Genomic DNA, 12478 nt, shown 5'->3' with positions numbered 1-12478 from the left:
TCGATTATGCCTTTAACGCCTCCTTATGTCGTATTGATGCTCATGCTAGTCGTGGTTGTTTATTCGGTCTGGTCAGGGGTGCCGACGATTGGCCGCAGTGCGGAACTGTTATTCTTCTTGCTGCCAGTGATTTTCCTGCTAGTTGGCCTCTCGCTGCTGTATGGGACCCATTGGACGAATCTTGCTCCGATTTTGGAGTATGGCTGGAAACCGGTGTTGCGGGGGTCTTTCTCGTTATTAGCCTTTCCTTACTTAGAAACGATTGGATTTCTATTTCTTGTTCCGGAGCTTCCGAAATCCAAAAATTGGAGTAAGGCGGTCTGGATTGGATCAGCCATTAGCGGGACCATGTATTTGCTGATGATGGTACTAACAATCGCGACGCTCAGTGAAGGGGTAATGGCCAATCTTACGTTTGCCAGTTATTTTGTGGCCCGAACGATCGAGATCGGTGATTTTTTTCAACGGTTTGAGGTTGTGATTACGGTGTTTTGGTACATCTCGATTTTCTTTCGGCTGGTGATGTTGTTGCATATCTCCGTACAGGGGCTCGGCGAAGCCTTTGGATTGAAAAATAAGAATACGCTGTTTCTCCCGCTGGTGTTGCTTGGCATCGTGGCCTCCGGCATCATCTGGCCCAATTTCGCCTATTTGATCGACTTTATGAAGGTTTGGCCGTTGTACGCCATGATCTTCGGAATCGCATTTCCAGTCTGCTTGTGGATCATGGGGAAAGTGAAGAAGCTGAAGACATGAAGTGAAGGTGCGTTTCAATCACCAATCCATCGGCCTGTGGGGTAATCAGGGAACGTTGCTCGAAACGATGTCTTGTGATACATTATTTTCCATAGTGGATATTTCGATATTTCGGTATGAAGCACATGCCGCTTCGATCTGGCTTGCTCTTGGAGCAGGGGGGATCGGGGCGGTTTTTTTATGGACTTTTGAAAGGGAGTGGCAAGGATGAGTGAGTTTGATGCGGTTTACTTGGAGTGGTTGGAACGCCAGATCAACGAGGAGACAAACTTAAGAAGAAAGGAGTTTCTCAAAAAGGGATTAAGCCGAGGGACAACGGACTTTCTGCGGTACATTTGGTATCCCGCCATCGGAAACCTTAACGATCTCTATCCGGAGTATGAGGTTCGCGACTTTAACAATGGCTTCCGCTATCTCGATTTAGCCTACATGCCGGGCAATGCCAAGGGGTGCATCGAGATTCAGGATTATCGAAGCCATGCTCGGGATATCGAGGCCGGGCGGTTTAAAGATCTTTGTATGAAGCAAGCGTTGTTGGCGCTAGACGATTGGCTGTTCTTGCCGATTGCCTATCTATCGATTCGGGAAGACCCGGGGGTTTGCAAGCAGCTGGTCTTATCCTTTGTGGGCAAGTTCCTGTCCAATGCCGTACCCTCCAACCTCCATTGGGCCGAAGCGGAAGCCTTGAGGTTTGCCAGACGACTGATGCGCCCCTTTACCCCGGGAGAGCTCGCGGACCATCTCAGGCTATCCAAGCAGCATACCCGCGCGATTCTACGTGCGATGCACAGCCGAAAGTTACTAGAGGTCGCAGGCGGTAGACAACGGTATCGAACGTTCCGGCTTCCCAGCGCGCGGTAAGGGCAGAGGGGCGCAGGTGGTGGCAGATGTAATGGACTCGGTGAGTTCGTTGATGGTGACAGGATGTAACCGGACTCGGGTAGATCGCGGGGGTGGCTGGATGTAATGGGTTCGGGTGGTTCCTTCGGGGTGGTAGGATGTGACTGGGCTCGGGTAGATCGCAGGAGTGGCTGGATGTAACTGAACTCGGGTAGTTTGCTGAGGATGGGAAGTTGCTGTTGGTGTGTATGCGGTTGTTCTTAGGAACGCAAATTGTTGGTGAGAACGCTATATTGGCGTAAACACTATTTCGGTGCCAACACTACTGGTGTATTGCTGATGCGAATACACTTACTATGCGAATACACTTACTGATGCGAATACACTTACTGATGCGAATACACTTGCTGGTGCATACGCTCTTACTTCTATTAGCTCTAACGCTTATGAGCAACGCTATTTGGGCAAATTTGCTCTCGAGAAAATTCTAACGATGATGAGACACTCTATTGCTGTGAAAATTGCGAAAAATGGGGGCGAAACCGGAGAATAAGCTCTGTGGTAAGCGTTAGAATCGCAACATGGCTTTTTTGGAGCAAATAAGATCTGTGACAAGCGTTAGCGGTTGAAGGGTGAGGCAGATAGTCAGGCGAGCAGGTCTAGTGGTTGTAAGGAGCAGGAGATGAATTGGCGAGTAACTCTAACGCTTATGAGCAACGCTATTTGGGCAAATTTGCTCTCCAAAAAATTCTAACGATGATGAGACACTCTATTGCTGTGAAAATTGCGAAAAATGGGGGCAAAACCGGGGAATAAGCACTGTGGTAAGCGTTAGAATCGCAACATGGCTTTTTTAGAGCAAATAAGCGCTGTGGCAAGCGTTAGCGGTTGAAGGGTAGGGCAGATAATCAGGCGAGCAGGTCTAGTGGTTGTAAGGAGCAGGAGATGAACTGGCGAGTAACTCTAACGCTTATGAGCAACGCTATTTGGGCAAATTTGCTCTCGAGAAAATTCTAACGATGATGAGACACTCTATTACTGTGAAAATTGCGAAAAATGGGGCAAAACCGGGGAAAAAGCGCTGTGGTAAGCGTTAGAATCGCAACATGGCTTTTTTAGAGCAAATAAGATCTGTGGCAAGCGTTAGCGGTATTTCGGGGGCTAATGGGGAGTTAATCAGCGGATAATCGCGAGTGAAGTAGCGGTAAATCGAGAGTTAGATAGCGCTTCATCGGAGTTAATCACTAATCACTGGTTAGTTGAGCTTACTTAACGGTATCGGAGTTCATTGGAGTTCATGGAGAGCATAATTAACGCTTCATTGGAACTCATCGAGGGTTACCCGTGAGCGTGCAACGGACCTACAGAGAGTGAATCACAGGCGTGGGGAATGCGCCCACAGGCCAACGTGAATCAAACATGGGTCACCAAATGTGGTAGTATGAAGAATAACCTGATTCATGTAAAGGAGGAAAAAAGTGAGTTCATCGATCAGCTTGCATCTATGGTTCGATAAAGAGGCGAAGGAGGCTGCAGAGTTCTATTGCTCCGTATTTCCAGAGTCCCGAATCACTGGGGTTACGACGCTAAACGATACTCCTTCGGGGGATTCCGAAATGGTTTCGTTTACCCATTTGGGGGTTTCCGTTTGTGGCGATTTCGGCGGGTCCGTACTTCAAGTTGAATCCTTCGATTTCGTGCATCGTCAATTTCGACCCCTCTAGAGACACCAACGCCAGAGAAATGTTGAATGAAGTGTGGAACAAGCTGTCTGACGGCGGGACTCCACTTATGCCGCTAGGCCGGTACCCCTTCAGCGAGTGGTATGGTTGGATTCAGGACAAGTACGGGTTTACATGGCAGTTGATGTTAACCAATCCGGAAGGGGAACCGCGTCCAGCAATTGTTCCGTCCTTGATGTTCACCGGCGATAACTGCGGCAAGGCGGAAGAAGCGCGTGAGTTCTACCTTTCCGTATTCCGGAACGCGAAACCGGGCACGATCGTCAAGTCAAGTATGGTCCCGGACAAGAGCCGGACCGGGAGGGGACGGTCATGTTCACCGATTTTATGCTGGAAGATACCTGGTTTACAGCGATGGACAGTGCGCATGCTCATGGGTTCGGCTTCACCGAAGCGATTTCCTTTATGGTGAACTGCGACACACAGGAGGAAATCGATTATTATTGGGAAAGTCTCTCTGCCGTGCCTGAGGCCGAACAATGCGGTTGGCTGAAAGATCGTTATAGCCTCTCTTGGCAGATCACCCCGTCCGCCTTGGATAAGATGCTGACCCAGGGAACCTTAGAACAACGCCAACGAGTGACGCAGGCATTCCTAAAGATGAAGAAGTTTAACCTAGAGGAGTTGCAACGGGCTTTTGAGGGATAATAAAAAACGCCCCGGGAATCCCAGATGATAGATCAGGATCCGCGGGGCGTTTTGCGCCACAAAACTAAAAAAACAGCCCCGATGGACTGCTACATTCATAGATATGGTGGAGCCTAGGGGGATCGAACCCCTGACCTCATCGCTGCCAGCGATGCGCTCTCCCAGCTGAGCTAAGGCCCCGTGAGCGACTTCTTTATTGTATAAAAACGGAGTCAAGCTGTCAATATCCCTTCAGCGAAAAAATGTAGTCCCACCTCCCATCCGGCTATCTCGGTTACCGAATGGGAGGATCCCTGCCAATTTGACGCGGTTTACAATTTGATGGTCGTGATTTTAGCGGCTGGGACGATCACCTGCCGTCCTGATTCATCGACCATCTCCAGAGCATCAGGATGCACAGCGATCAATGTGCCATGGATGACGGAGCCCGTCGTCTCAATGATGATGCTGAGACCGATCGAGGCTTCAATTTGCTGCCGGGTCGCGGAATCCGGGAAGGAGGCGGCATCAAGTGCATGCTCCAGATGCTCCACTCGGCTGGCTAGCAGCTCAAGTTCTGCTTGCAGCAGGCGAATTCGCCTTCGCAACGGTTCGTTTAGCAGAAAGCGCAGGAGGGTCATTGCGATTCACCTCTTTTCCCTCTAAATCTCGTCTCTAGTAAATGAGACAATATATCATATGAAACTAGATTAATAGAGTTTCGGGAAGGCCTTACTTTCCGGCAGATACCCTTTATGTTATGCTGAAATGAGATACGGAATCGTTAAGAAGGAGAAGGGTGAACTATGATCAAGCATATCGTATTGTTTAAATTGAAGGATGCATCTCCGGAAAATGTGGCACGTACGGTTGAGATACTGCGCGGCATGCAGGGTAAAGTAGAGCAGCTCAGAAGCCTTGAGGTGGGCACCGACGTGATCCGTTCCCCTCGTTCCTATGACATTGCGCTCATTGCTACCTTTGATTCGCTTGCGGATTTGGAAGGATATCAAGTTCATCCGGAGCACAAGAAAGTAATCGAGCATATGAGCGAAGTACGCGAGAGTCAGGTCGCAGTCGATTTCGAATTTTAGACTGGACCAAAGGAGGGAATCCCCTTGTATTATGTAAACCGGGAACAAATCGAACGCAGGCTGGACATGCTGCCAGAATTGCTGCAGGCCCTTCGTGAAGCGGCGGAGGCCAACTCCTCCCTGCTGGGGCGTTATGCAGAGGAACGAGCATTGCATCTGGCGCTGGAAATCGTAACGGACGTCGGCAGCTATTTAATCGACGGGTTTATTATGCGTGACGCCAGCAGCTATGAGGACATTGTAGACATCCTCTTGGATGAAACGGTCATCGATGCGAAACTGCACGCTACGCTCATCGAACTGGTTCGACTGCGGAAACCGTTAGTTCAGGAATATTTTGCTTGGGATCGCCAGGAGGTCGAAGGGCTAAGGGGGCGGTTGCCCGAGGCTTTGCAGGATTTTTCGGCCAATGTGCTGAAGTACCTGGAACAGGAAGGCGTCTAATCTCAGACAGACAAGCCCAATTTTTTTCCTTACAAGTGTGACCGGACAGACCCTTGCTGCTTATAATACATTATCGATATGGGCATTCGCGGAGAAAGCCAAAAAGGAGAGATGAGTCGTGAGCAAAGGAAACAAAGGTTGGATATGGGGGGCCGCCATCGGCACGGTTGCCGGTGCGGTAACGGCGTTGTTATTTGCCCCCAAAGCCGGGAAAGAGCTGCGTAAGGATATTGCCAACGGGGCTCGTCAAGTCGGAGAGAAGACGCAAGAGGTTGCCGAAAAAGTATCGGAGCAAAGTACCGTTCTTGTCGGCAAGGTGAAGGAAGCCGCTGAAGTGTTGATCAGTGAAATCCAAAGCCGTCGTTCCGACAAGATCACCGATGAAGAAGAGGTCATTGCTCAAGTCTCCGAATTTGCAGATGAAGAAGAGGAGACGGTGACCGAAGAAGAGACAGTGGCCCTTGGCGTCGTAACGGAAGAAGAAACGACGGAAGCCGTTGAAGCGACTACTGCAGCTGTGGAAGCAGCGGCAACTTCCGACAAAGAGGAAGGCCAATAATTCGAACGGCTGTCCACAGTGATCGCCCGAAAAAGACCCGCTCCCGGGTCTTTTTCCCGTTTTCTCCGCCCTTGCGGGTTTTCTTGCACTACAAATTGAGTTAAGATTTAGGTACCCTCTGTGGTGCGAAGTCATAAAGTAATGAGAAGGATTTTACACTAAACATAAAGGAAGCGGTATGTTCGTGCAGCAAGCCATCGCCATATTAGACTCGGGAGTGGGAGGCCTCACCGTCTGCAAGGAAGTGATGAGGCAGCTTCCCAGAGAGAAAATCATTTACTTCGGCGATACGGCCCGGGCTCCTTATGGCCCAAGGTCGCCCGAGGAAGTCCGCTTGTTTACCGAGCAAATCGTCGATTATTTAATCCAGTTCCATCCGAAAATGATTGTGATTGCCTGCAACACCGCCACAGCGGCTGCACTCGATTTCATCAAGGCCAAGGTGGATATCCCTGTCATTGGCGTCATTCATCCGGGTGCCCGCGCAGCAATCAGCGCGACGAAGACCGGAAAGATTGGCGTCATCGGGACGGTAGGCACGATTCGTAGCGGGGCCTATACGGTAGCGCTACGTGAGTTAAATCCGCAAATCGAAATCGTTAGCGAAGCTTGTCCTGAATTTGTTCCGTTAGTAGAGCATGGGTTGTATGAAACGAAGGAAGCGCTGCATGTGGTGGAGCGATCTCTTCGGGAGATGAAGAAGCAGCCGATGGACTGCTTAATTCTAGGCTGTACTCATTATCCGTTCTTGAAAGACCCCATTCAACGTGTCATGGGGCCAGATGTGAAGTTAATTAGTTCTGCGGATGAAACTGCCCGCGAAATCAGCACGATTCTACATCAACGGGGATGTTTGGCTCGCGGTAACGGTACTCCCGTGCATCAGTTCTTCTGCAGCGGGGAAGCCGATATGTTCCGCAAGATCGCCAGACAGTGGTTGGGTGAGCAAGTCGAGCTGAGTCCCATCGTTTGGCAGGTATCCAGTCCTGTGGTGTAACAATCAAAAAAACCTTTGGGGGAGCTTAACAACCCGCCCAAAGGTTTTTTTGAACTACGTCATAGAAACTGTCGCGCAGCACATGTGTCTTTCGTTACGGACGAATGATTCGAATAGAGCCGGGTTCCAAGGTAGCGCGAAGCGGCGTAGTAGCCACGTGCTCTCCGTCACCTAATGCAAGACGCGGCAGAGAGCTGGAGATCGTAATGTTTTGGCCTTTCAGCATCGTGACGAAGGAAAGTTTCGTATGACCTCCAAACAAGACGGTAGGGAACAGCAGGAGCAACTTCAGCTTGGAGCAATCATGCACAACGCACAGGTCGAGCATCCCGTCGTCCGGCTTGGCATCTGGGCAGATGGTCATGCCTCCCCCATAGCTGGAAACATTATTAATCGCCGTCAGCCAGGCGGACTCGAATTGGTATGTTGTTCCGTCACAGTCGAGCGTTAACGGTCCGGGACGATAGGTAAGAAGGGTATGAAAAATACCGATGATATAAGCTAACCTGCCTAGTCCCAACGCATTGCATATTTTTTTGTAGCGGCTGTCATTGACATTGCTGGCAACTTGAGCGTCAAAGCCGACCGCCAGTGCAGTCAGCGTGCGATCTCCATCGATGGAGATAAGATCAGCTGCCGTTGACCGGCCGCTCAGCAATACCTTCAGCGCGCCGCCAACCCGGCGCGGGATGCCGAATCCGCGGGCAGTGTCATTGCCTGATCCGGCGGAGAAGACCGCCAGCGGCACGCCGGACTGGTGCATCGCAGGCAGCAGGCTATGGATGGTGCCGTCGCCTCCGATCACGCCCACCGCGCGCCAAGACACTTCCCCGGTTAGCTTGCCCTGAAGGAATGTATGCGCTTGCTCGGCGCTGGTGGTGTAGACGTGCTCGTAAGGAATACCAAGCCGTTGCAGCTTTTTGCTGATTTTATTCCAAATCCGGCGACCTTCGCCGTTACCCGCATTTGGATTGACGATAAACAAGTACATGATGACTCCCCTATCTATGATGGCAACGCCAATTTGGCTTATTTTCAGTCTACTGAAGATTAGAAAAAATGAAAATCAAAATTTTTAAACCCCGTTGATCAACGAAAGGAGTGTAGGCCGTGCAATTGATCGCCATGATCACCATGCTGATCGACCATGTTGGGCTGCTGTTTTTTCCCGGAGATGTTCTCTGGCGGATAATCGGACGAATTGCTTTCCCGATCTATGCCTACGCACTGGTCCAGGGTTATCAGCACACCTCCAATTACCGGAAGTACGCATCACGGTTGCTACTGATCGCTGTGCTATCACAAATTCCTTACCAGTTGGCTTTCGATACGAACGGTTTAAACGTCGTGGCGACCTTATTCGTATCTTTACTGGTGCTACGCATGCTGGATTCGTCGAAGCCTGGGCCGCTGTCCGCGATCATTATCGCTGTTGTCTGCGTGATTATGGAGGTGCTTCCGTTTGATTATGGTGCTTACGGTCTGCTGCTGGTGTTGATCTTCAAATTTGCCAGCCAAGGAAAAGCGGTAGTGATGCACTTGCTCCTGAACATGGTCTATCTGTTCGCTTACGGCTGGGTGATTCAACTGGCCAGCATCCTGCCGACGCTGGTCATTGCCTACGGGCCGGAGCTGTGGCGAAAGCTGGAAGCCTGGCGCCTTCCCCGCTGGGTGTGGAGAGCTTTTTATCCTGCGCATTTAGTGGTGCTGGCGATCTTGGTGTACTTTTTGTAGAGAGAGTGGAACAAAGATGATGATGGAAAATCCGGGGAGGGTCCCGGATTTTTTGCTTGAGCCATGAACCGTGGTACAATAGGGTATCCTAAGTAGCAGCTGTACTTACAACGTAACGGGAGGGATAGAGATGAAATGGAAAAACTGGTGGTCGCTTCGTCGGTGGTCCCATATTTTTCGCCGAACTCTCCCGCTGCTCACTTCGGGCAACATCCCGCTCACGGATAAGCTGCTGTTGGTTGTACCGGCGCTTGCATATTGGGTTCTGCCGGATGTGCTGCCGTTGATTCCGATCGACGACATGGCGGTAACGATGATGCTTATGGATTGGTTTGTGACCCGAGCGGAGCGGAAATATCCGGATGCTTCACCTTGAGCCTTGCTTGTTGCGCTCTGTTTCTTTACAATAGGAATGTTAAGGGAAGCCATTTTGTGCGATAGGAGAGATCATATGAGAGTCAAAATTACCCGCAATGCGGCGAAAGTGATACAGAAAGAACTGGCCAAGGAAGAAAATCAAGGGCTGACGCTGAAGGTATTCATTACCCATTCTCACGGCGACCATGCTCACTATGGCCTGGATTTGGTCAAGCCTAGCGAGAACGACCAAATCGTCAAAACTGACAAGGACATCGATGTCATTGTGGGTGGCGATGATCCGTTCCTGGATGGCGTGAAGATCGATTATTTGTATTTCCCAGAGGAAGGCTTCGTGATTACCAACCCTTCCAAAGGCAATCATGGGGATCACTAATTTAAGTTTTAGCTAACGATAAAGAAGGGACTTGGCATGGCTAACGATATTCGGATTTGCGATAAATGCAATCATATCCGCATGAAGACGTTTGTACCGAAGCTGCAAAAGCTCGCGCCGGACGCCGAGATCAAAATTGGCTGCAAATCGTATTGCGGTCCGTGCGGCAAAAGAGCGTTCGTATATATCAACGGCAGATACGTCAGCGCACCGACGGAGGACGAGGTGCTGGCGAAGGCTGCGCCTTTTGTGAAGAAACCGAAGTGAGAGAATTAGAAATGAGAAGCCGTCGGAGCTGGAGCTCCGGCGGTTTTTTTTAGGGGATCAGCTGTTTTGAAAGCTTCCTTCGGACAACCGTTTCTGGTAGGGTATTCTTAAGAAAAACGGCCAATCGATTAAACACCAAACAAAGGAGTTAGATCATGGGAGCGATTCAGGAACGGATGAAGGATGTCGCAAACTATCGGGCAGCTCGTACGGCAAGAGAGGACTTTGATGCGTTTTGGAGTCAGACGTTAGAGCGGTTTGCAGCCAAGCCGCTGAATGATCGCCGGGAACCTGCAGCGACGTTGATGAAGGGAACCCTAGCGGAGCGTGTGCAGTTTGAGGGATACGATGATACGCCGCTGTATGGCTGGTTTTTGGTCCCGAAGGGCGGGGACGAGCAAAATCGGAAAGTTCCGTGTGTAGTAATTTATCAAGGATATCAATGTCATCGAGGCCTTCCGGAAAATTATGCCGTTTGGCTGCAGATGGGGTATGCCGTTTTTGCGGTGGATACGCGCGGTCAGACAGGGGAAACGGGGAATCACTTAACCTCTGCTCGAGGGATCTTCAAAGGGTGGATGACCCAAGGTGTGCTGGAGCCGGAGCACTTCTACGGCTTGGCGATGACGATCGACGCCTGGAAGGCGCTGCAATGGGTGAGTGCCCAACCTGAAATCGACGCAGAGCGAATTGGGGTGTACGGAACAAGCCAAGGCGGCGGCTTGGCGCTGCAGATGGCGGCGTTAAGCAAGGTACCACGGGCGGCAGTTGCTAACGTCCCGAATCTGTGTCATTTGGAGTTCGCGTTGATGAATTCAACCGGCTCCGTCTCGGAAATCGCTGAATTTGTCGCCCGTAACCCGGGATCGTTGGAGCAAGTCCTAACGACATTGAGTTATTTTGACAATCTGAACTTGGCCGAAAAAATCAACATCCCGGTGTTATACTCCGCAGGTTTTAAAGATCTGATCTGCTGGCCGGAAACGATCGCAGCAGCTTATAACCGAAACCCTGCGCCGGGGAAGGAGCTGCTGCTCTACCCGTTTATGGGCCATGAAGAAGGCCCTGACGAGCATCGGTTGAAGGCCTACGGTTTCCTGGGGGAGCATTTGCAGCCATAGCATGTGGAGAGATGAAGGGGACCCCTCGTCCGACATTGAGCTTGCCGGGAATCGAGTCGCCAAGTGTGCAGCAAATCCAGACGGGCCCATCCGCCTAGCTCGAATTCGAATGCGAGCGCATGAACTGGCGAGGGGACATGCCTTCAACCTGCTTAAACGCTTTACTGAAGGAGTATATGTTGCTGTAGCCGACTTTCTCAGCGATGGTGGATAAGGACAAGCGGTGAAAGATCATCAGTTCTTTGGCTTTCTCCATCCGGTAGCGGATTTGAAACTGATGAGGGGTCAGGTCGAACGTTTGCTTGAAAATACGGGAGAAATGGAACACGCTGAGGCAAGCGATCTTCGATAACGTCTTCAGCGGGACCGTTTCGTTGTAATGCTCCATGATGTAGGTGACCGCCAGCTCCATGGCACGTTGATGCATGACCAGATGCGCGTTGTTGTTCGCCCTCAGCCCTTTTTGCAGCAAATAAAGGATGCGGAGCACCAGCGCTTTCTGGATCAACGGGTAGTCGGCATCACGCCGCTCGTAGGCATGAATGATTTGCATCAGCGTCTTGTGTACCTCGGCATGGTTGCCGATCCGCAGGACGTTGGGAAACCCGAAAGCCTGCCCCAGTATGTCAGGCCGAAGCCAAGCCAGCTCTGCCTCCGTGCATTCGCTGCGATTTTTGAAATTGATTGGCACCTGCTCAAAATCCTCATAATACAGCACATCAAAATGAATGTGCGGCATCCAACATTCTCCCCGCGAGTCTATGAACTCATGTTCCACCCCCGGTTTGAACAGTAAAATATCTCCGGGCACCGCAACAAACGTATCGTTCTCCACACGAATGGTGAGTTCCCCTTTTTCCATATACAACAGTTCATAGTCAAAAATGATGCGAGGCGCCAGCTTCATCGTGTCCACCCGGTGGTTCCAGGCTCTTCGAACGTTGGGTGACAGGCGATGTATCAGGTTCGAGGGAGTCAAAGTCGGATTGTCCATCGGTACCTCCTGTGTAGACAATAGCAAGAATGGATAACAAATCACAAATCCCAACATGGAAACCGGGAGATAGGATCATGTAAAATTTGATATGAAATCGCTTACATCATAACATGATCTGATTCGAACCGAAAGGGGCTGCAGATGGTGGAAGCGAAGGAACAGCCTGAGGCCGGATAAGGCTAGGGATTGAGTCACGAAGCGTACGTAGAGATATGTTCCATCAATAATGAAGGAGAGGGATGACGATGAACCCATTTAGCTAAGATGAACGTAAACAAAAGACAGCCCTCCAAATTGCTACATCTCGTAGGTTAAAATGGATAGTGTAGTATAAACCAAACCATTTCAGAGCTACATAGCAAAGGAGAGCTGATACTATGCAGTCTACCACAAAATTCGTCGGTTTAGATGTATCCAAAGAAAAAATTTCGGTTGCGATTGCAGATGTGAGCGGGGAAGCTCCACGCTATTACGGAACCATTCCCCACACACCGGCAGCGTTACGCAAGCTTATCAAAGAGCTGGGAGCGGCCGAAACGCTATCGT

16 protein-coding genes, 1 tRNA gene and 1 pseudogene are annotated in these 12478 nt (G+C 50.5%); 14 read left to right on the top strand and 4 right to left on the bottom strand.

What is annotated here, in order from left to right; all coding sequences use genetic code 11:
- Positions 1-6: 6 nt before the first annotated feature.
- From M891_RS24045 to M891_RS26020, 5 genes and pseudogenes are all read left to right on the top strand, one after another.
- Positions 7-756: a GerAB/ArcD/ProY family transporter gene (locus tag M891_RS24045; RefSeq protein WP_051417042.1), complete on the top strand. Its 750-nt coding sequence runs from the start codon at positions 7-9 to the stop codon at positions 754-756.
- 207 nt (positions 757-963) lie between these two features.
- On the top strand, positions 964-1617 hold the full coding sequence (locus tag M891_RS0115855; RefSeq protein ID WP_028539508.1) for a transcriptional regulator: 654 nt from the start codon (positions 964-966) through the stop codon (positions 1615-1617).
- 1457 nt (positions 1618-3074) lie between these two features.
- Positions 3075-3320 carry a VOC family protein gene (locus tag M891_RS26030; RefSeq protein ID WP_269635650.1) on the top strand — a complete coding sequence of 82 codons (246 nt, stop codon included), beginning with the start codon at positions 3075-3077 and terminating at the stop codon, positions 3318-3320.
- Between the two features lie 19 nt (positions 3321-3339).
- Positions 3340-3402 (top strand): annotated as a pseudogene (locus tag M891_RS26180) (hypothetical protein); the annotation flags it as partial.
- 170 nt (positions 3403-3572) lie between these two features.
- Positions 3573-3986: a VOC family protein gene (locus M891_RS26020; protein WP_406879068.1), complete on the top strand. Its 414-nt coding sequence runs from the start codon at positions 3573-3575 to the stop codon at positions 3984-3986.
- A gap of 104 nt (positions 3987-4090) precedes the next feature.
- Here the strand turns inward: M891_RS26020 and M891_RS0115840 are convergent.
- Both M891_RS0115840 and M891_RS0115835 read right to left on the bottom strand, forming a co-directional pair.
- Positions 4091-4166 (bottom strand) — tRNA-Ala (locus M891_RS0115840).
- Between the two features lie 131 nt (positions 4167-4297).
- A complete protein-coding gene (locus M891_RS0115835; protein WP_028539507.1) occupies positions 4298-4606 on the bottom strand; it encodes a hypothetical protein in 309 nt (102 codons plus the stop codon).
- A gap of 165 nt (positions 4607-4771) precedes the next feature.
- Here M891_RS0115835 and M891_RS0115830 point away from each other — a divergent pair, with 165 nt between their 5' ends.
- The 4 genes from M891_RS0115830 to racE all read left to right on the top strand — a co-directional run bounded on the left by M891_RS0115830 (position 4772) and on the right by racE (position 7059).
- The gene (locus tag M891_RS0115830) at positions 4772-5059 is read left to right on the top strand and encodes a Dabb family protein (RefSeq protein WP_016312801.1); all 288 of its coding nucleotides are present in this window, start codon (positions 4772-4774) and stop codon (positions 5057-5059) included.
- 24 nt (positions 5060-5083) lie between these two features.
- Entirely contained in the window at positions 5084-5503 is a 420-nt protein-coding gene (locus M891_RS0115825) for a DUF86 domain-containing protein (RefSeq protein WP_028539506.1), read from the top strand.
- A gap of 118 nt (positions 5504-5621) precedes the next feature.
- Positions 5622-6062, top strand: a complete 441-nt coding sequence (locus M891_RS0115820) for a YtxH domain-containing protein (RefSeq protein WP_028539505.1) — start codon at positions 5622-5624, stop codon at positions 6060-6062.
- Between the two features lie 178 nt (positions 6063-6240).
- A complete protein-coding gene (gene racE / locus M891_RS0115815) occupies positions 6241-7059 on the top strand; it encodes a glutamate racemase (protein ID WP_198032040.1) in 819 nt (272 codons plus the stop codon).
- A gap of 94 nt (positions 7060-7153) precedes the next feature.
- Here the strand turns inward: racE and M891_RS0115810 are convergent, their stop codons facing one another.
- Positions 7154-8050 carry a diacylglycerol/lipid kinase family protein gene (locus M891_RS0115810; RefSeq protein ID WP_028539503.1) on the bottom strand — a complete coding sequence of 299 codons (897 nt, stop codon included), beginning with the start codon at positions 8048-8050 and terminating at the stop codon, positions 7154-7156.
- A 119-nt stretch (positions 8051-8169) separates the two neighbouring features.
- Between M891_RS0115810 and M891_RS0115805 the strand changes: the two genes are divergently transcribed.
- From M891_RS0115805 to M891_RS0115785, 5 genes are all read left to right on the top strand, one after another.
- Positions 8170-8793, top strand: a complete 624-nt coding sequence (locus M891_RS0115805) for a TraX family protein (RefSeq protein ID WP_016312796.1) — start codon at positions 8170-8172, stop codon at positions 8791-8793.
- A gap of 130 nt (positions 8794-8923) precedes the next feature.
- Entirely contained in the window at positions 8924-9169 is a 246-nt protein-coding gene (locus tag M891_RS0115800) for a hypothetical protein (protein WP_028539502.1), read from the top strand.
- Positions 9170-9244: 75 nt separating this feature from the next.
- A complete protein-coding gene (locus tag M891_RS0115795; protein ID WP_016312794.1) occupies positions 9245-9547 on the top strand; it encodes a hypothetical protein in 303 nt (100 codons plus the stop codon).
- 36 nt (positions 9548-9583) lie between these two features.
- On the top strand, positions 9584-9814 hold the full coding sequence (locus tag M891_RS0115790) for a DUF1450 domain-containing protein (protein ID WP_009222730.1): 231 nt from the start codon (positions 9584-9586) through the stop codon (positions 9812-9814).
- A 155-nt stretch (positions 9815-9969) separates the two neighbouring features.
- Positions 9970-10935 carry an acetylxylan esterase gene (locus tag M891_RS0115785; protein ID WP_028539501.1) on the top strand — a complete coding sequence of 322 codons (966 nt, stop codon included), beginning with the start codon at positions 9970-9972 and terminating at the stop codon, positions 10933-10935.
- A gap of 94 nt (positions 10936-11029) precedes the next feature.
- On the opposite strand, the gene M891_RS0115780 is transcribed toward M891_RS0115785, so the two are convergent.
- Entirely contained in the window at positions 11030-11929 is a 900-nt protein-coding gene (locus M891_RS0115780) for an AraC family transcriptional regulator (protein WP_028539500.1), read from the bottom strand.
- Positions 11930-12478: the final 549 nt, after the last annotated feature.

Source organism: Paenibacillus sp. J14 (assembly GCF_000518465.1).
Lineage (GTDB): Bacteria > Bacillota > Bacilli > Paenibacillales > Paenibacillaceae > Fontibacillus > Fontibacillus barengoltzii.
The sequence above is the reverse complement of the archived record's forward strand: the minus strand, read 5'-3'. Positions and strand labels throughout refer to the sequence as shown.

Bases quoted from the DNA above. Each gene is read 5' to 3' on its own strand.
- M891_RS0115855 (WP_028539508.1), top strand. From the start codon at position 964: ATGAGTGAGTTTGATGCGGTTTACTTGGAGTGGTTGGAACGCCAGATC.
- racE (WP_198032040.1), top strand. From the start codon at position 6,241: ATGTTCGTGCAGCAAGCCATCGCCATATTAGACTCGGGAGTGGGAGGC.
- M891_RS0115790 (WP_009222730.1), top strand. From the start codon at position 9,584: ATGGCTAACGATATTCGGATTTGCGATAAATGCAATCATATCCGCATG.
- M891_RS0115830 (WP_016312801.1), top strand. From the start codon at position 4,772: ATGATCAAGCATATCGTATTGTTTAAATTGAAGGATGCATCTCCGGAA.
- M891_RS0115810 (WP_028539503.1), bottom strand. From the start codon at position 8,050: ATGTACTTGTTTATCGTCAATCCAAATGCGGGTAACGGCGAAGGTCGC.
- M891_RS0115800 (WP_028539502.1), top strand. From the start codon at position 8,924: ATGAAATGGAAAAACTGGTGGTCGCTTCGTCGGTGGTCCCATATTTTT.
- M891_RS0115835 (WP_028539507.1), bottom strand. From the start codon at position 4,606: ATGACCCTCCTGCGCTTTCTGCTAAACGAACCGTTGCGAAGGCGAATT.
- M891_RS0115795 (WP_016312794.1), top strand. From the start codon at position 9,245: ATGAGAGTCAAAATTACCCGCAATGCGGCGAAAGTGATACAGAAAGAA.
- M891_RS0115780 (WP_028539500.1), bottom strand. From the start codon at position 11,929: ATGGACAATCCGACTTTGACTCCCTCGAACCTGATACATCGCCTGTCA.
- M891_RS0115785 (WP_028539501.1), top strand. From the start codon at position 9,970: ATGGGAGCGATTCAGGAACGGATGAAGGATGTCGCAAACTATCGGGCA.
- M891_RS24045 (WP_051417042.1), top strand. From the start codon at position 7: ATGCCTTTAACGCCTCCTTATGTCGTATTGATGCTCATGCTAGTCGTG.